Source organism: Vibrio scophthalmi, assembly GCF_040869025.1.
GTDB classification, from domain to species: domain Bacteria; phylum Pseudomonadota; class Gammaproteobacteria; order Enterobacterales; family Vibrionaceae; genus Vibrio; species Vibrio scophthalmi.
Genome location: NZ_CP134272.1, coordinates 1,309,793 through 1,325,945, shown reverse-complemented (window position 1 = coordinate 1,325,945; position 16,153 = coordinate 1,309,793). Strand labels below are relative to the sequence as shown.

Here is a 16,153-nt window from a genome sequence, read left to right as displayed (position 1 = left end):
CTTTTGTTTGTCTAAAGTTTGGCCAATTGAGGCGGTTGCCACTTTTTCATTGGTGTTTGTTTCGCCAGTTGGTTGATCAGTTTGATGAGTTGAGCATTGCTCCACACCGAATCGCCTCCCCCATAGATATGGTTGTTCATCGCTTCAAGCTCAGTTTTGATTTTGTCGATGAGAGGGGAGTCCTGACATTCTTGCTCCGCTAGCCAGACTCCAATTAGGTGCTGAATACGAGGCGCATCTTGTTGCTCAATGGCAATGAGTATGGCTTTAGTTGTGTCGTGCTCGATACTCGAAAGGTGGGGTGCCTCGTTGTGTCGACTTAATCTCGTTTTGATATGCCAAGCAAGAGTACTTATCCATAAAAGGGCAAAGAGCGCAGTTAGGTAAGGCCAATAACCGCGATTATACTCAACCACGACGCTGTGCGTAGGCAGAGAAGGAGGGGTGACCACGGCAGGAGCCGCGCTTAACTCATTCGGTTCTATTGTCAGGGATAGTGCATTAAGCGAAGTGACGACTTTACGGTCACTTGCGGTATTCCACCATTCAAGATCAATGTTTGGTAAGAGATACTGGCCAGATTTTTGGGCAATCAATACTTGTTTTACCGTCATCTTAACATTGCCATCAGAGAGTTGAGTATACTGAGGCTTTTCAGCGTATTGACGAACAGCAGAAGGGTAATTGACGATAAATTGTGGGAATCGTTCTGGCGCTAAACCCTCTACAGTCAAAGTCAATTCGCGAGTAATCGAGTCACCCACTGTAACCTTGAGTTCGCTGTTGCTTTTATCTTTTGCGACTGTCGAGAGCACATTGCCATCGGCATCTAACCAACGTTGTGTTAAATCCAGCGACGGGGTCGGGATCCACTGCTTACCAAAACCTTGAGGTTTTGCTTTGACCTCCAATGGGAAGGCTTCTGGTGCAATGTTGATAGGAATGAGTTTGGTACTGCCAGTACGGTTACTGCCGTGTACCAGAGTAGCTGAAAAACCAAGGCTATTTAAAGTGTAGTGACCAGCTTGTTCGGCTGTGACCAAAAATCGTTGTTCAAAGACCGTCACTTCAACACCGTTAATAACTTGTGTTGTCTGCTTGGCTTTTCCCTGTTCAGTAACAGATAGGCCCGGGCTGTTATTGAGCGCAGCGGGGGCGATAAAGTTTGGATTTTGTAATCGACGTAGGTCAGCTTTAAAGATTAGGCGAGTGTTCAACTCTGCGCTTTGATCAGGATAAAGCGTTGAGCGAGATAACTGGCTTTGAATCTCAACGAGATCATTTTGCTTTGGCAAGTCCGTATCAGCATTTACCGTCATCTCTATCGGCTGTGAATAGCTACCCTCTATTTCGAAGGCTGGTATCGTCAATTGACCGAGCGATTTGGCCTTTAGGGCGATCGTCCATTCGCTTGAACTACGGCGTTTGCCGTTAGTAAAGTTCAATGAGCTTGCAAAGCTTGGTTGCCCAAGAAAAAAATTCGCTTCTAGTGGTTTGAAATCAATGGCGTCAGCATCTACTTTCTCATCAAAAATAAGGCGCAACTGAAAGACTTCGGCTTGAGTCACTTGATTGCTTTTAACCACCGCCCAAAGGTTTGCAGCAAAAGCGTTACTGGTAAAGGCTAGGAGACTCACGAGAGTCATCATCAATGCCAAGAGAGTGCGATGTTTGAATATTACCATTGTTTGTTCGACTCTTTAGGTGGTTGTTTTTGTTGTGCTTGTAGCAGGATCTGAGCACGGATCAGTTGGCTAGGATCTCTAGCGGCTTCCACTTGTTCCAGTTTCCGAAAGGCGGCGTCTTCGCGAAGGTTCTGATCTGGTGTTGATGAATTGGCTTGTGCCATGCCTTCACTCTGTTTCTGTTTCTGTTTTAGCAAATCGTTTTCCGAATTAACCTGCGGATCTTTTTCATTACTGTTATTGGCATTGTCTTGGGAGTGCGATGCCTTTGGTTTAGATTGTTTTTCCGCTTGCTTACTCTTAGCTTGATCGCCATTCTCGGCTTGCTGAGACTGCTGAGACTGCTGAGACTGCTGAGACTGCTGAGACTGCTGAGACTGCTGAGACTGCTCATTCTCTGATTGCTCTTGACTCGATGGTTGTGATTCTTGACCATTTTGTTGCTGTTGCTGTTGCTGTTGCTGTTGCTGTTGCTGTTGCTGTTGCTGTTGCTGTTGCTGTTGCTGTTGCTGTTGCTGTTGCTGTTGCTGTTGCTGTTGCTGTTGCTGTTGCTGTTCGAGCACTTTTTTCACTGTCTCTAAGTTGCGTAATGCGTCTTGATAATTAGGTTCTGTCGCCAATACCTGCTCATACTTATCAATGGCTTGCTGGTATTGCTTCGCTTGCGCGAGTGAGTTCGCCAAGTTGTATTGGCTGTCAATATCATCAAAAGATTGCAGAGATTTAATCGCGTTCTCATAGTCACCGGCTTGATATTGCGCGGCCCCTTTCCAGCGTTGATCTTTAAATAAATCTGCCGCTTGTTGATATTCTTCTTGTTCAAATAACCGATGAGCCTGCTGATCATCGGTGAGAAAAGGGTTAGCTTGTGCGGCTGGGGACGGCATTAACAAAGGCAGCGCAATAAGCACAGCGAAGACACTTCCTCGACGAAATAGAAATAAAGCAGGGATAACCAGTACGAGAGTTAACCAATAGCCGCTGTTTTGTCGGTCACGAACATGATTGTCTGAAGCGCTTTTCTCTGCGCTTTCAATTTGGTTGGTCATGGTTGCAATAGCATTGATATCGCTGTTGTCTGGCTGAACTGAAACAAAAATACCGTTGCCTAATCGCGCAGCTTGCTGCATGTTGCCGAAATCTGTTTTAGCGACCACCGTATTCCCAGTGTTATTTTCGAGTAGGCTACCATTAGGCAAAGGAATTGGCGCGCCAGATGCAGAACCTACCCCTAAGATACTAAGACGCCACGGTGAATCTTGGATAAGCGCATCGATAGCTTGAGTCTCGTGATTGTCGAGATCGTCACTGATTAACACAATGTCGCCGTGAGCAAAACCTGCATTCACTAAGGTGTCTATCGCCAGTTTAACCCCAGAGGCGGCATCGGCACCTTGATAAGGCATGATGGCCGGCGAGAGGCTAGGGATGAGGCTAATTAGCGTATTACTGTCGTTGGTAAGTGGGCTAACTAAGTAGGCATCCGCAGAATAGACCACTAAGCCCGTTGATCCTTCACGCCATTGTTTGAGCAAATCCATCGCTTTGTAGCGCGCTTGGCTCAGTCTATTTGGTTGGATATCGTTGGCATACATCGAGAGTGACATGTCTAAAATCAACACTCGGGCACTATTGCTGGTAAAGCTAGGTTTTTCGATTTGGTTAAAGCTAGGCCCTGCAAGAGCAATAAAAGCCAGCACTCCAGATAGAGCGATAGCATAGTATTTTAGCTTTGACGCTTTGGCTGCTTGCATATTGAGAGCTTGGGCAAGGTGCGGAGCAATCAGGCTTTGAGTGCGTCGACGAGAAAATAGCCAATAAGTTAAGACCAACCAGCCGGCAACCCCTATTAGCCAGATAGGGTATAGGAAAACAAATTCAGACATGATTTCTCCTAATTACAAGCAACAAGGCACTCAGCAATAGTGCTAAGGCCAATGGATAGCGAAACCATTCTTGTTGTGGACGCCAAGTTTGAGTGGCTTGGCTAATGGGTTCCAGTTGGTTGATGGTGTCGTAAATATTTGCGAGATCGTCGCTATTCCGCGCACGGAAGTACTGACCACCCGTTAGTTGAGCAATCTGTTTTAAACTCGCCTCATCAAGGTCTTGTGCAGTATTGACAGTACGTGTCATGAACAATTGGCGCACTTCCATTTCACCGGCGCCAACCCCTACGGTATAAATGGTCACGCCGTACTTTTTCGCAATCTTAGCCGCTTCAATAGGGTCAAGAACCCCAGCAGTATTAGTGCCATCACTGAGTAAAATCATCACTCGTTGTTTGGCTTCACTATCAACAAAATTCTTGGTCGCCAAACCAATGCCTTCGCCGATCGCCGTGTTCGATCCAATTAAACGCAGTACTGACATATTGAGTTGGTTACTCAATGCATTGCGATCGAGCGTTAGTGGTGTCTGTAGATAAGCGTGATCAGCAAAGAAGATCAGCCCCAAACGGTCACCTTCTCGCTGGCTAATAAAGTCACTCAATACCTGTTTAACCGCAGTCAGGCGATCAATGTAATCGCCTTGATAGAGCATGTCTTCCTGACCCATTGAACCGGATAAGTCAACGACAAGCATCATATCGCGATGTTCGAGTTGATTCATGATCGGTTCTCCATACCAAACGGGTCTTGCAGCCGACAAGATCACAGCAACCCAAATGGCAGCTGCCAGTGTCTTCGCAAGCCATTGTTTTGGTGCAACTTGTGAAGCGGCAATTGGTAGATAAGGTAAGAAAAGTGGCGCAGCATTCTTTACTCTTGGCGCAAGGAAATAGATCACCAAAGGTAAAGGAAGTGCCAGTAATACTGGCCACCAGACAAACTCTATATTGAACAACTAGGCTCTCCTTTTCTTTGGCGGTAATGCCTGATTGACCCATTGAGAACAATGCTCAACGAGTTCGTTGCTGTTTTCGACTGCTTGACGTGAATAAAGGACCTTCTGCCATTGTTCAAAATTGGATTCAAACAAAGGTGAATCAATTTGTGAGTCTAAAAAGACGTACCAATCACGCCCCGTAAGTTGAGCGATTTGTTCTCTCGGGTAGTAACAAAGTGCCACTTGGCGAACCAACTCTATTGCCGCCGCAGGCTTTTCTTTTGGGATCAGCAATAACGCCGTTTTCTTTGGCGCTAAGCGTTTTTTTTGCCATCGCAAATAGACGGTAATCAATAACAATACAAGAACGACAGCAGCTACGGTTGCCCACCAGCCCCAAGCAAGGGGAAACCAGGATGGTACATCCGGTAAGTGTAAATCATTCAAAGGTAATACTGTGTCGTTGTTAGAGCTGGTCATACATTCATCCAGATAGTTGCTGTAACAGTGGTTGTGCACTGGTTAAGGCGCTAAAACTGATCCCTGTTTTGTGTGCGAGAGTTTTTAAGCCTTGTTGTTTGTGAGTAAATGCCAACTCAAGTTGTTGGCGGGTTTTTGGTGACGAAAAATCAAGCCAAAGCGTTTTCTTTCGATCGGAAACTTGTTCGACTCCGCGGAAAGGAGTTTGTCCTAACTCCAACGGGTCTGAGATGTGAATCATGCGCACGCGATTATGTTGTGCAAGTTTTGATAAGCCGCGTTCATCCTCTTTTGTCAGGCGGATGAAATCACTCATCAGGATAATTTCAGCGCCTTTAGGCGCAAGACGATGGATCGCTTGGAACGCCGCCGATAAGTTGTGTCTGCTATCTTGCCGGTTTGTGGCGAGTTGTTGTTCATTAAGGGTGATTAATTGCTGCAAAATGGCCAATGGCCCACGATTTTGTGCGCTAGGCTTGATCTCAACCAGTTGAGTACCAGTATCAATCACAGCACCAATACGGTCTTTCTGCGCGACAGTAAGCCATGCGACAAGGCTTGCCATGTGCATCATCACTACGGATTTCAGCATCAGCGTTGAGCCAAATATCATGCTAGGGCTGAGGTCTAGGTACAGAACCACTGGCTTTTCTTTCTCTTCACTAAACAACTTGGTGTGAGTTTTACCTGTCCGCGCCGTGACTCGCCAATCTATGCTGCGAATATCGTCCCCAGTCTGATATTGACGAACTTCGGCAAAGTCCATTCCTCGACCTAACTGACGACTTTGATGTTGCCCAAGCAGTTGCGACCACAGGCTTTTTGCCGGCGGTAACCATTTGACGCTTTGCTGCTTATAAAATAGCAACTCATCGAGTGTGACATTGACGCCATTGGCATCAAAGGGAAGCTTGTGTTCCATCATGACCCTTAAGCGCTACCAACCAAAGAGAGTAATCGCTCAATCACCTGATTACCCGTTGTGCCTTCAGCTTGTGCATGATAGCTGAGTAATAAACGATGACGAAGTACGGGATAAGCCATTGCTTGAACATCTTCAGGAGAAACAAACGCTCGGCCAGATAACCAAGCATGGGCGCGAGCACAGCGGTCAAGTGCGATAGTTGCACGTGGGCTAACGCCAAGCTCTATCCAACTTGCTAGGGTTACGTCATATTGATCTGGTTGACGGGTTGCCATCACCAAACGAACGATATATTGCTCAACGCTTTCAGCCATATGAATATTGAGCACTTCTTGTCGCGCTGAAAAAATGGCAGCTTGGCTTAATGTCGGCGGCTCAATACATTTGTCACCTTTTGCTTCGCCACGATTTAAACGCAAAATCGCCAGTTCGCTTTGCGCATCAGGATAATCGACATTGAGATGCAAAAGGAAACGGTCCAATTGCGCCTCTGGTAACGGGTAAGTACCTTCCTGTTCAATTGGGTTCTGTGTTGCCATAACCAGAAATAGATCAGGAAGCGGATAGGTTTTTCTGCCAGCCGTGATTTGTTTTTCCGCCATCGCTTCGAGCATCGCCGCTTGAACTTTCGCTGGAGCTCGGTTGATTTCATCTGCCAGAATTAGGCTGTTAAAAATAGGCCCAGCTTGGAAGGTAAAATCGCCAGTTTCTGGACGGAAAATATCCGTACCAGTGAGGTCTGCTGGCAGTAAATCAGGGGTGAATTGAATGCGGTGAAAATCACCTTCAATGCAATCTGCAAGCGATTTTACGGCGCGAGTTTTGGCTAACCCGGGAGGACCTTCTACCAAAATATGTCCGTCGGCCAATAGAGCAACGAGTAATTGTTTAACTAATTCTGTTTGCCCAACGACTTGGCTTTCTAGGTATTGTCGTAATTGGTCAAAGGCTTGTGATGTCATTGGTGTTGATCTCCTTGTTTTCCATTTAGTCACCGTACCAAAGGAAAGGTTTCATCATAATGGCCTGTTTGATGTTTTTATCACCAAATTGCCACATTAATGGCCGAGATTATGTATCCATAGCCAAAACCGATATTGTAAGAGATGTTTGATATCATAATCAGTGAGTTAAGCAATAGATAATCTATGAAATCTTAGGTTTCTGGCAATAAGTTTTCCCTAACAGTGAGTGTTCTGGCACAAGCTTTGTCGTTCTGTAGGCAATAGATAATGGTTAGTATAACAATCCGTTACCCAATTAGGTCCATGGTAAGGGCTTAGGTCCCCATTTTTTGGGGAATTACGTTTAACGTAGAAAGGGTGCTACAGAACAGCTATCTTTACTACGTTGTACCAGGTGATGGACATCAATTACGCTAGAATAAGGCTGCTTAAATGGGTACACTCAATAGAGTTATTTTGTATAGGTAAGTTTAAGTCCATGAGTGATTTTGAAAAAGAACTAGAACTGATGTCGCAGCAGATAAGCGAAGAGCCAGAAGTTGCTCTACCGTCTATTGATGAGCAAAAAAAGATTGCGGCAGAGCTTAAGCGCTTAGAAGCTGCAGGTGAATTAACTCCTGAAGTATTAGAGCAATACTTTGGACAGTTTTACGCTAAGTCTGATGCGCCAGTTCATTAAATGATCAGTTAAATCACTGGTCCTCGAATCCGAAAAGCCGAGTTTTCATTGATGCTCGGCTTTTTGATGCCTGCTCCGATCTACCTCACTCATAGTACTGTAAGTAATGATATTTATCAGAATTAAATGGAAGTAAAGTTAAATTTTTAATTTGCTGTGGTTGAATTGTTCGCGATGGTAAATAAATTCACTTTTTATTAAATTTAAAATTCTCATTTAAATCAGTTTGTTGTAATGATTGTTTTGTTATTAATGTTGTTGGTATTTTTATAGTTCTAATGGGTTAAGAGTAATTTTACTAAATTAATACTAAAGTATTAGTTAGTTTTATTTGTGGTCTTTATTGTTTTTAAATATTCACGTAAAGTTCGCGTTGGTTATTATTGATGAGACTGACTAAATAGACCTTTATGAAGTGGAGAGATTATTATCTCAACAAGGTGTAAATTTGAGTAATATAAAAATCTTGCCAGCATTAGTCGTCGATAATGAAGTTGTCTTTGTTGGTAAGCAGGGGCGAAATTCACTTTCATTTACAAAAGACGTTAGAAATAAGATTAATGAAATCCAGCAATCGCCTAATAAAAACAGAATGAGGGTAAAGACGTTGTAAGGATATACGTGGGTATGGCCACGGAGAAAAAGCAAGGCTAAGTGGCAGATGTCTATAACCGCATAAATTATCGATTTAGATGACCAAGAGAGTTTTTTGTTAAAAACTAAACAATACTGATGTTAAGAAATACCATTTATTCGTGTTGTACAGTTGCTAACAAATTCTTACATTTGCTACTCATGCTAATTGAACACTATTTACGTGCTGCATTACTAGACAAGAAAGCAGTAGTCGATATTATTCCGTTCAAAATTACTTTGCCGATACGCTAAGTGCACGAGTTAAGTTAAATTGTTCGATATTGGGGTGTTAATGAACGTTAAATTGAAGGATTGCTTTCCCTTATCAAAAAATATATTGATCATGGTTTATATTCCGGCTGTGAGCTTATTAATATTTGCCGTCATTATGAGTGTAAAAATGGGTATTCCATTTGAAGTGCTATCCAAAGACCCACTCTCATTTTCCGGCGCAAATCCTTTGACGGGCGTTCTGTCTAATATTGGGGTTATTATTTGGTCTGGTGCTGCATCAGTCTGCTTAATGACCGCGTTGTTGTTGAAGAAATATGGCTACCCAAGTAATCGGGGGCTGTCACTTTTTTTTGCGGGTGTGATCAGCCTTGTGCTGCTTCTAGATGACTGCTTTATGTTGCATGAAGTCATTTATCCCCAATGGCTTGGTATTCCTGAAAGCATCATTATGATGACCTATGCATTGATGTTGCTGGCTTATCTTTATCTATTTCGTGAAAAAATTCTTAGTGCAGATGTCTCCTTGCTGTTGGTGTTTTTTGTCATGTTTGGGTTATCTGCGATAGTTGATTTTGTCTTGCCTAGTACATTGCACTCTTGGCACTTTGTTATTGAAGATGGCGCAAAATTCATTGGGATTGTGAGTTGGTTTAGCTACCATACACTTATCTGTTTTACAGAGATAAAGCTCTCCATACTCAAGTAGTTCACCGATAAATGAGTCATTAGCGTTGCAATGTAAGTCAAAGAGTTAACCGTTTTGCTTTGCTATCATAGCTGAAGTTCAGCGCGGAAGAGTAACAACGGAATGTACGACTATATTATTGTGGGCGGCGGTATTATCGGTGCCTCGACGGCATGGCAGTTGAAAAAAAAGTTGCCAGATAAACGGATTCTTTTGGTTGAAAAGGAATCAGAGTATGCCCTACATCAAACCGGCCACAACAGTGGGGTTATTCATGCGGGAGTATACTATGCGCCAGATTCGCTCAAGGCCGATTTTTGTGTGAGAGGCGCCGTAGCGACTAAGCAGTTTTGTGCCCAACATGAGATACCCTTTGAGGAATGTGGCAAGCTAATCGTCGCGACAAATTCACTAGAAGTGACTCGTCTAGATACGCTTTATCAGCGTTGCCAGCAAAATGGGATTGATGTTGAGCGATTGGATGAGGTGCAACTCAAACTGGCTGAGCCGAATATTCGTGGCTTAGCCGCTATTAGAGTTCAGCAAACTGCCATTGTCGATTATAAACGTGTAACCCAGGCCATGGTGGCTGAGTTTATCTCCTTAGGGGGCGAAGCTCGTTTAGGGATAGAAGTGATTGGCATCTCTGAACTTGACGACGAAGTCCAACTCACCTGTGCATCTGATGAGCAAACGTTACAAATAAATTGCCAGTATTTAATTACTTGTGCAGGCCTTATGGCCGATCGCATCACAAAAATGTTGGGCATCGCCACTGATTTTCAGATCATTCCTTATCGTGGTGAGTATTTTAGATTAGCGTCGCGCCATAACCGAATTGTAAATCATCTTATTTATCCAGTGCCTGATCCTCAATTACCATTTTTGGGGGTTCATCTAACCCGTATGGTTGATGGTTCGGTGACGGTTGGACCCAATGCCGTCCAAGGATGGAAGAGAGAGGGTTATGGCCGATTTAACTTTAGTCTTAAAGATACGCTGCAGATGTTGCGTTTTACCGGCTTTTGGAAGGTGACATGGGCAAACTTAAGTACGGGTATTAAAGAGTGGCTTAATTCTCTTTGGAAGCCGGGGTATTTGACGTTAGTTAATAAATATTGTCCAGAGATTAGATTGGATGATCTAGAAAGTTATCCTGCGGGAATCCGTGCCCAAGCCGTAACTAAAGATGGACAATTAGTGCATGATTTTTTGTTTAGTGAAAGCGCGCGATCGCTTAATGTTTGCAATGCTCCAAGTCCTGCCGCAACATCAGCGATACCGATTGGTGAATATATTTGCGGCAAAGCGTTGCAAAAATTCGTTGATCATTAAAAGCAAACGCCCAGCTTAACTGGGCGTTAAATGCAGTAATTTCACGATCCTAACGGAAAATTTCGTTTCGATATCACTTCATTGCTATGAACATAATTTGCCTTGTTTAGCAACGCTATCAATCATGTAATCACCACGAATATTGCGATAAACGATCGCATGCCAAATTTCGCCGTTTTCTAACTCAATTTCAATTGCATAGTTTGTACCGTTGACGACTTGGCTGCGCACTTCATTGACTTGTTTTAATGGTGAAGCGGTATTCATACGATCCATTAATGTTGCGACTGCTTTCTCAACTTCAGGCGTCATTTCAGCAACTTGCCAGCCACCTGCGAGTATCTTATTTTGGCAGATTGGTGAAGTTGCTTGTTTCGGTTCAGATTGTGTTGCGCAGCCGGCGAGTGACAAGGCGGCAAACGCAGTAACAGCCATTAATTTCTTCATGTTTTTTCCTTCCTAACAGGCTACTTTGCAGCCGAGAGTGAGTAAGTGCTTGTTATAATTTGAATGCAGTATGGAGTATTGTCAAAAAGATCATTGGGATCTTAGTCAGTTTGATGTCAATTTTTCGTACAAATCTGCTTGAACCTTCTTGGTTAAGCTGGCGGTATAGATTAAAGCTAATATCGATAACCAGCAGTGGAAGGATACGATGAAACAGGGAGGTGCTATGAAACCTTGGCTATTATTGCTGTTGGTCTGTCTATCACTCAGCGGTTGTGGTACTAAATTTGTCTATAACAATGCCGATTGGATAGCGATTCGCTTTGTTGAAGAGTTTGTTGAACTTAACGACAATCAGCAAGAGGTGATCAGCTTTGCCATTGAGGATGCCAGTGTGTGGCATCGTCGCGAAGAAATTCCCGCCTATATTGCGGAATTGAACCAAATTTTACTGATTTCTCCTAGTACATTTACCGAAGCCCAATTTATCTCGCATGAAGCTCGCTGGCGTCAATTTTCATCCCAGTTATTAGATCGGTTTTATCCAGTCATTACGCTGTTGATTGCTAGCATGAGTGATGCTCAGGTTGAGCAGTTTATGAACGCACTACGAGTGCGTCATGTGCAATTTAAGCATCAGCGAGAATCTGAAGACGAAGCAGAACTCATCGCTCTTTATAAAAACAGAATTAGCGAAAACCTTGAAGATTGGTTGGGGCCGCTAACGTCCTCACAGTTGAAGGTTATCGACGCTTGGGCATCCGATTTACAAGTAACGACGCCGTTATGGTTTGAGTACCAAACTCAACTTAGAGTCGAGCTCATAAGGCTGTTTTCTCACCGACATAACCCAGATAAATTGGCTGCTTTGTTAAACTCGCTGCTTTATAGCCCAGAGCTGTTTTATTCTGACCAACTTGATAAACGTATTGAGCATAATAGTACGATTGGGCGTGCTTACTTGGTTGAAGTGATTAATCTAATGACAGAGCAACAGACTCAATATTTTCGTGATGAAGTTCGAAGTTGGCAGGATATATTGGCTGAGTTGCTCGACTAACACACGGCTAAAGTGGCATGTAAATTTAGCTGTTTTGTCGGTAGAGTGGCTTTCTATCAAGGAAAGATGAATTGGCGATAACGAAATAAAGCGAAGGAACGTGGATGGATTGGTGGTTGCTATTTTTTGCTGGAGTGATTGGCGGAGTCATAAACAGCGTTGCGGGCGGAGGCAGTTTTATTACCTTCCCAGCATTAATGTTGGTCGGAATTTCACCGGTTGTCGCGAATGCAACCAATACTTTTTCTGTCAGTGCTGGTTACGTGTCGGGGGCTTATGGCTTTCGAGACGACTTTATGCATCAACCCGCTAGAGTGGCTGTGATTCTTGCGTTAAGCGTGGTGGGGGGGACTATAGGGGCTGCTTTACTCATTACCATCGATGAGCAGCTTTTTACTCGTACTATCCCGTGGTTGTTGCTCTTTGCGACCTTGCTGTTTCTGTTCGGCTCTTACCTCAGTCGTTGGCTTGAAAAACAACAGACAGCGAAATGGATTTTACCCGCGGTATTGATTTTAGTCAGTGCTTATGGGGGCTTTTTTAACGCGGGTTTAGGCATTGTGGTATTGAGCTATCTGATTCTGGCGGGGTACCAAGACATTAATCAAATGAACGGTCTCAAATTGGTCGTGTCAAGCGGCGTCTCTCTGAGTGCCATGGTAGTGTTCGTTTATCAAGATATGATTGCGTGGTTGCCGGGGTTGGCCGTATTAACGGGCAGTGTGTTTGGAGGGTATCTTGCGGCTCGAATTTCGCGTCAATTAGCGCCTATCTATATTAAAACCTTTGTTGTGATATCCAGTACCATAATGACGGGTTATTTCTTTGTTGATGCCTATATCTAAGTGCTCGATAACTATTTGTGTTGACTCTCACATAACCTTTAATAGCCTCATCCGTTAGTGTGATTTTGAGATCTTGTTTGCGGTTTTTTTATACGATTTTGCTGATAATTTCACTGCACGCATTGGGCTTATTATCAGCCAATAACGGAACGGCTCTTTAGTTTTGTTCGTGCTTTTTCGATATTTCCAGTAGATAGAGGAGGAGTTATGGATAGAAAATTAGGTCACGTGATGACAAACAGCCGCATGATCACCTTTATTGCGTTTCTCGCAGCAATCTTCGCATGGTTTTTACATATGAATGCGTTGTTCTTTGTCTCTGTGGTCGCGCTCATTGGTGCCGCGTGCCTGTTTATTAAAGATAAGTATTTTCCTGTAAAGGTGATTCATCCGTCCAATCGGGAGAAGAATGCATAGCAACGGTTTTGTTGTGAACCGATCCCTTACTGCACAAAGAGATTCAAAAGAAATTAAGCAGCCGATTGGATTTCACCATCGGCTGTTTTGTTTTCACTGTGTTATTTCTTCTCTACAGTTCCTTCTCCGTGATTCCTCTGACAGCGCGTCTAAAGCGATACCTAAACTGGCTCAATTTCGCAGAGCTCAACGTATAGCACCCCCATCGCGTGGGTTTTTGCGACACTATCGTCAAGGGCAAGATCAGCACTGAGCTGAGAAGGCGGAGATGCTTGATATTGAGGCGTGGAAATGACATGCGGTCTGCCCAGATTTCTCGACCACGCAACTGAGAGGGTTGAGTACAGGTATATTGGCGAAATGCTCGAGAAAATGCCTCTTGCGATTCGAAACCATATTCAAGCGCGACATCAAGAATACGCTGGTCACAGTGAGCAAGTTGTTGCATAGCCAGGTTGATTAGTGATGTTTTTGATACTGAGAGATAGAAATCCCGGTGGTCGCCTTAAACTGATGCTGTAAGTAGGAGCGACTGAACCCACACTGCTGAGCGACCTCTTGAATAGCAACTTTATTCGGCAGCTGTTCTTCAATGATATCGATAATGTTGAGTGTTAGGGACAAATTCATTGTGAATCGCCAGTAAAATAACAACGAGGTTTAGCTTATGGGGGAGAGTGGTAAAGCCAAAGTGTAAAGACAAAAAGTCGATAATGTTTGTGATGCACTTCGCTTGTAATGTTGGTGTTAATGCAATACCCATTAAATAAAAAATCCGACACTCTCGATGAAAGTGTCGGATTTGTTTAGTGCTTAGTGATCGTTAAATCACATCTTGTCTAATTATTGCGGTTGTTACGCTTGAATTAGAGTCGCAGCTTGTTTCATCGCTTCTTTTGTCGAACATTCAATAACTTTTGCGTTTGCAAAGCGGTGAGCATCTTTCACTTGGATATCGTGAGCAAGGATAACCAGTTTCGCGTTGGCTACGTCTAGGTCAGTGATGCGGTTTTGAATGCCGTTTTGACCTTGTGTTTCTACTTTGATCTTGATACCTGCTGCTGCGCCTGCTTTTTCTAGCGCTTTTGCTGCCATGAAAGTGTGTGCAACACCTGATGGACAACAAGTTACTGCAACTACATCGTACTCGCCTTCACCTGCCACTGGAGCGACTGCCGCTGCTTGAACTGGTGCTGCTTCAACTTCTTCAGCTTGTTCTTCAACGACTGGTTTCCAGAAACCAACGATAAGTGCTGTTGTTAGAGAGCCTAGAGCGATGCCCACTACGTACATTGGAATGTTGCTTGATACAGGCGCTGTAATTAGACCACCCCACGGTGCGTGTAGCAGGATGTCAGTTAGGAAACCGAACACACAACCTACGATACCACCCGCAACGATTGAAGGAAGAACGCGCATTGGGTCGTTTGCTGCGAATGGGATAGCACCTTCAGAGATACCGATTGAACCCATGATTGCTGCTGCTTTACCTGCTTCTTGTTCTTCTTTAGAGAATTTCTTCTTGAATAGGAAAGTTGCAAGAGCCATACCTAGAGGAGGCGTACAGATTGCAATACCAACACCACCCATTAGCCATGGTTGAGTATCAACTTGAGTTTGAGCGAATAGCGTTGCTACTTTGTTGATTGGACCACCCATGTCGAATGCAGTCATACCGCCTAGGATAGCACCTAGAACTACTTTCGATGCGCCTGCCATTGAAGCAAGGAACTCGTTCATTGAAGTCATGAACAGTTTGATTGGCTCACCAATGCCCCATAGAACGATACCAGCTGATACTAGAGTACCGATTAGTGGGTAGATAAAGTACGCACCAAGAGCAGTCATATTTGGAGAAAGAGGGATTTTCTTCAGTTGGTATACAACACCACCCGCAAGGAAACCTGCCACGATACAACCTAGGAAACCGCCGCCCATGTCAGCCATGATGCCAGAAGAAATCATAGCTGGAGCCAGTGCTGGTTTATCCGCGATTGAGTAACCGATGAAACCACCTAGAATAATCGGGAATAGCACCAAGCCTTTAATGCCGATATTTGAGATATCTGCCAAGATGCCAGTTGCAGGAACCGCACCTTTACCAGATGCCATTACCGCAAGAGCCAGTAGAACACCACCCGCAACGATAAAAGGTAACATGTGAGAGGTACCAAAAAGTAGGTGGCCTTTTAATGTGCTGAGTGTCTTTTTAAAATCAGTATTGCTGGTATTTTGAGCTGTTAGGGTACTCATAAATAATCCACCTTAAGAATTGATTAAAATATTCAGAATTTCGTTTTGATCTTTCGCGTTATTAATATCTTGGATAAATTCATCACTGAATTTTCCAAATAGTTCTTGTAGTACATAAATATGATGATCTGCACCGTTATCAGGTGAAGCAATCATAAAAAACACGGTTGGTTTGATACCGTCTTCGTCACCGTAGTCAATACCTTCGCGCTTTACACCAACTGCGATTGCAGGGTCGATAACGGCCTTGCTTTTCGCATGTGGGTAAGCGATACCTTCGGTTGAAGTGACGCTGACAGATTCACGAGTTTCAATATCTTGTAAAAATGATTCTTTATTGCTGATTCGATTTTCATCAAATAGCATTTTAGCCAATTCTTCGAACACTTCTTTTTTATTAGTTGCTTGAAGTTCGTGTTTAATTAATTTGACGTTTGTTAGTGTAGTAATCATGTTTAACTCGGGTGTTGAAGTAATGCGATAAAATTAATCCAAGCGAGTGTTTTGCGAAATAGCAAAAAAAAACCATCCACTGTAGATTTGTATCAAGCGGATTTAAGTGTGATAGAGGTCATCAATAAAACTGTGAGATATTTGGCAATGGGCCGTTTGAGAATTGAGAATTGAGAATTGAGAATGGAAAGAAAAAAGCCCCGCGAATGCGAGGCTAAAGAAACA

Annotated in this window: 17 protein-coding genes; 6 read left to right on the top strand and 11 right to left on the bottom strand. The window is 43.6% G+C overall.

Features of this window, described 5'->3' with window-relative positions:
* Window positions 1-11: 11 nt before the first annotated feature.
* The 6 genes from RJD38_RS20880 to RJD38_RS20855 are packed head-to-tail and all read right to left on the bottom strand — an operon-like array spanning window position 12 to window position 6,881.
* Complete coding sequence (locus RJD38_RS20880; protein WP_367971549.1) at window positions 12-1,685, bottom strand: BatD family protein; 1,674 nt, start codon at window positions 1,683-1,685, stop codon at window positions 12-14.
* Window positions 1,679-3,571 (bottom strand): VWA domain-containing protein, encoded by a 1,893-nt coding sequence (locus RJD38_RS20875; RefSeq protein WP_367971548.1) that lies wholly within the window; start codon window positions 3,569-3,571, stop codon window positions 1,679-1,681. Before RJD38_RS20875 ends, RJD38_RS20880 begins: the two co-directional genes overlap by 7 nt.
* Entirely contained in the window at window positions 3,564-4,532 is a 969-nt protein-coding gene (locus RJD38_RS20870; RefSeq protein WP_367971547.1) for a vWA domain-containing protein, read from the bottom strand. Before RJD38_RS20870 ends, RJD38_RS20875 begins: the two co-directional genes overlap by 8 nt.
* On the bottom strand, window positions 4,533-4,994 hold the full coding sequence (locus RJD38_RS20865) for a DUF4381 domain-containing protein (RefSeq protein WP_367971546.1): 462 nt from the start codon (window positions 4,992-4,994) through the stop codon (window positions 4,533-4,535).
* Window positions 4,995-4,998: 4 nt separating this feature from the next.
* Complete coding sequence (locus tag RJD38_RS20860; RefSeq protein ID WP_367971545.1) at window positions 4,999-5,916, bottom strand: DUF58 domain-containing protein; 918 nt, start codon at window positions 5,914-5,916, stop codon at window positions 4,999-5,001.
* Window positions 5,917-5,924: 8 nt separating this feature from the next.
* Window positions 5,925-6,881 (bottom strand): AAA family ATPase, encoded by a 957-nt coding sequence (locus tag RJD38_RS20855; protein ID WP_367971544.1) that lies wholly within the window; start codon window positions 6,879-6,881, stop codon window positions 5,925-5,927.
* Between the two features lie 481 nt (window positions 6,882-7,362).
* On the opposite strand from RJD38_RS20855, the gene RJD38_RS20850 reads away from it, so the two are divergent.
* From RJD38_RS20850 to lhgO, 3 genes are all read left to right on the top strand, one after another.
* A complete protein-coding gene (locus RJD38_RS20850; RefSeq protein ID WP_005592857.1) occupies window positions 7,363-7,563 on the top strand; it encodes a hypothetical protein in 201 nt (66 codons plus the stop codon).
* 928 nt (window positions 7,564-8,491) lie between these two features.
* On the top strand, window positions 8,492-9,139 hold the full coding sequence (locus RJD38_RS20845) for a hypothetical protein (RefSeq protein WP_367971543.1): 648 nt from the start codon (window positions 8,492-8,494) through the stop codon (window positions 9,137-9,139).
* 102 nt (window positions 9,140-9,241) lie between these two features.
* A complete protein-coding gene (gene lhgO / locus RJD38_RS20840; protein WP_367971542.1) occupies window positions 9,242-10,453 on the top strand; it encodes an L-2-hydroxyglutarate oxidase in 1,212 nt (403 codons plus the stop codon).
* A gap of 84 nt (window positions 10,454-10,537) precedes the next feature.
* Here the strand turns inward: lhgO and RJD38_RS20835 are convergent, their stop codons facing one another.
* Window positions 10,538-10,900: a cystatin domain-containing protein gene (locus tag RJD38_RS20835; protein WP_367971540.1), complete on the bottom strand. Its 363-nt coding sequence runs from the start codon at window positions 10,898-10,900 to the stop codon at window positions 10,538-10,540.
* A 226-nt stretch (window positions 10,901-11,126) separates the two neighbouring features.
* Here RJD38_RS20835 and RJD38_RS20830 point away from each other — a divergent pair, with 226 nt between their 5' ends.
* The 3 genes from RJD38_RS20830 to RJD38_RS20820 all read left to right on the top strand — a co-directional run bounded on the left by RJD38_RS20830 (window position 11,127) and on the right by RJD38_RS20820 (window position 13,222).
* The gene (locus RJD38_RS20830; RefSeq protein ID WP_367971538.1) at window positions 11,127-11,960 is read left to right on the top strand and encodes a DUF6279 family lipoprotein; all 834 of its coding nucleotides are present in this window, start codon (window positions 11,127-11,129) and stop codon (window positions 11,958-11,960) included.
* A gap of 104 nt (window positions 11,961-12,064) precedes the next feature.
* The gene (locus RJD38_RS20825) at window positions 12,065-12,805 is read left to right on the top strand and encodes a sulfite exporter TauE/SafE family protein (RefSeq protein ID WP_367971537.1); all 741 of its coding nucleotides are present in this window, start codon (window positions 12,065-12,067) and stop codon (window positions 12,803-12,805) included.
* A gap of 207 nt (window positions 12,806-13,012) precedes the next feature.
* Complete coding sequence (locus tag RJD38_RS20820; protein ID WP_005597911.1) at window positions 13,013-13,222, top strand: hypothetical protein; 210 nt, start codon at window positions 13,013-13,015, stop codon at window positions 13,220-13,222.
* 112 nt (window positions 13,223-13,334) lie between these two features.
* Here RJD38_RS20820 and RJD38_RS20815 read toward each other — a convergent pair whose 3' ends face one another.
* The 4 genes from RJD38_RS20815 to RJD38_RS20800 form a co-directional block, all read right to left on the bottom strand.
* On the bottom strand, window positions 13,335-13,670 hold the full coding sequence (locus tag RJD38_RS20815; protein WP_367971536.1) for a helix-turn-helix domain-containing protein: 336 nt from the start codon (window positions 13,668-13,670) through the stop codon (window positions 13,335-13,337).
* An 11-nt stretch (window positions 13,671-13,681) separates the two neighbouring features.
* Window positions 13,682-13,852: a helix-turn-helix transcriptional regulator gene (locus tag RJD38_RS20810; RefSeq protein WP_367971535.1), complete on the bottom strand. Its 171-nt coding sequence runs from the start codon at window positions 13,850-13,852 to the stop codon at window positions 13,682-13,684.
* Between the two features lie 225 nt (window positions 13,853-14,077).
* Window positions 14,078-15,475, bottom strand: coding sequence for a fructose-specific PTS transporter subunit EIIC (locus RJD38_RS20805; protein ID WP_367971534.1), 1,398 nt, complete (start codon window positions 15,473-15,475; stop codon window positions 14,078-14,080).
* Window positions 15,476-15,487: 12 nt separating this feature from the next.
* Entirely contained in the window at window positions 15,488-15,928 is a 441-nt protein-coding gene (locus tag RJD38_RS20800) for a PTS sugar transporter subunit IIA (RefSeq protein ID WP_367971533.1), read from the bottom strand.
* Window positions 15,929-16,153 lie beyond the last annotated feature (225 nt).

What these genes read in the sequence shown, in the direction of transcription:
- RJD38_RS20820 (WP_005597911.1), top strand. Translation starts at nt 13,013, where the DNA reads ATGGATAGAAAATTAGGTCACGTGATGACAAACAGCCGCATGATCACC.
- RJD38_RS20880 (WP_367971549.1), bottom strand. Translation starts at nt 1,685, where the DNA reads ATGGTAATATTCAAACATCGCACTCTCTTGGCATTGATGATGACTCTC.
- RJD38_RS20815 (WP_367971536.1), bottom strand. Translation starts at nt 13,670, where the DNA reads ATGCAACAACTTGCTCACTGTGACCAGCGTATTCTTGATGTCGCGCTT.
- RJD38_RS20805 (WP_367971534.1), bottom strand. Translation starts at nt 15,475, where the DNA reads ATGAGTACCCTAACAGCTCAAAATACCAGCAATACTGATTTTAAAAAG.
- RJD38_RS20830 (WP_367971538.1), top strand. Translation starts at nt 11,127, where the DNA reads ATGAAACCTTGGCTATTATTGCTGTTGGTCTGTCTATCACTCAGCGGT.
- RJD38_RS20835 (WP_367971540.1), bottom strand. Translation starts at nt 10,900, where the DNA reads ATGAAGAAATTAATGGCTGTTACTGCGTTTGCCGCCTTGTCACTCGCC.
- RJD38_RS20865 (WP_367971546.1), bottom strand. Translation starts at nt 4,994, where the DNA reads ATGACCAGCTCTAACAACGACACAGTATTACCTTTGAATGATTTACAC.
- RJD38_RS20855 (WP_367971544.1), bottom strand. Translation starts at nt 6,881, where the DNA reads ATGACATCACAAGCCTTTGACCAATTACGACAATACCTAGAAAGCCAA.
- RJD38_RS20845 (WP_367971543.1), top strand. Translation starts at nt 8,492, where the DNA reads ATGAACGTTAAATTGAAGGATTGCTTTCCCTTATCAAAAAATATATTG.
- RJD38_RS20850 (WP_005592857.1), top strand. Translation starts at nt 7,363, where the DNA reads ATGAGTGATTTTGAAAAAGAACTAGAACTGATGTCGCAGCAGATAAGC.
- RJD38_RS20860 (WP_367971545.1), bottom strand. Translation starts at nt 5,916, where the DNA reads ATGGAACACAAGCTTCCCTTTGATGCCAATGGCGTCAATGTCACACTC.
- RJD38_RS20825 (WP_367971537.1), top strand. Translation starts at nt 12,065, where the DNA reads ATGGATTGGTGGTTGCTATTTTTTGCTGGAGTGATTGGCGGAGTCATA.
- RJD38_RS20810 (WP_367971535.1), bottom strand. Translation starts at nt 13,852, where the DNA reads ATGAATTTGTCCCTAACACTCAACATTATCGATATCATTGAAGAACAG.
- lhgO (WP_367971542.1), top strand. Translation starts at nt 9,242, where the DNA reads ATGTACGACTATATTATTGTGGGCGGCGGTATTATCGGTGCCTCGACG.
- RJD38_RS20800 (WP_367971533.1), bottom strand. Translation starts at nt 15,928, where the DNA reads ATGATTACTACACTAACAAACGTCAAATTAATTAAACACGAACTTCAA.
- RJD38_RS20875 (WP_367971548.1), bottom strand. Translation starts at nt 3,571, where the DNA reads ATGTCTGAATTTGTTTTCCTATACCCTATCTGGCTAATAGGGGTTGCC.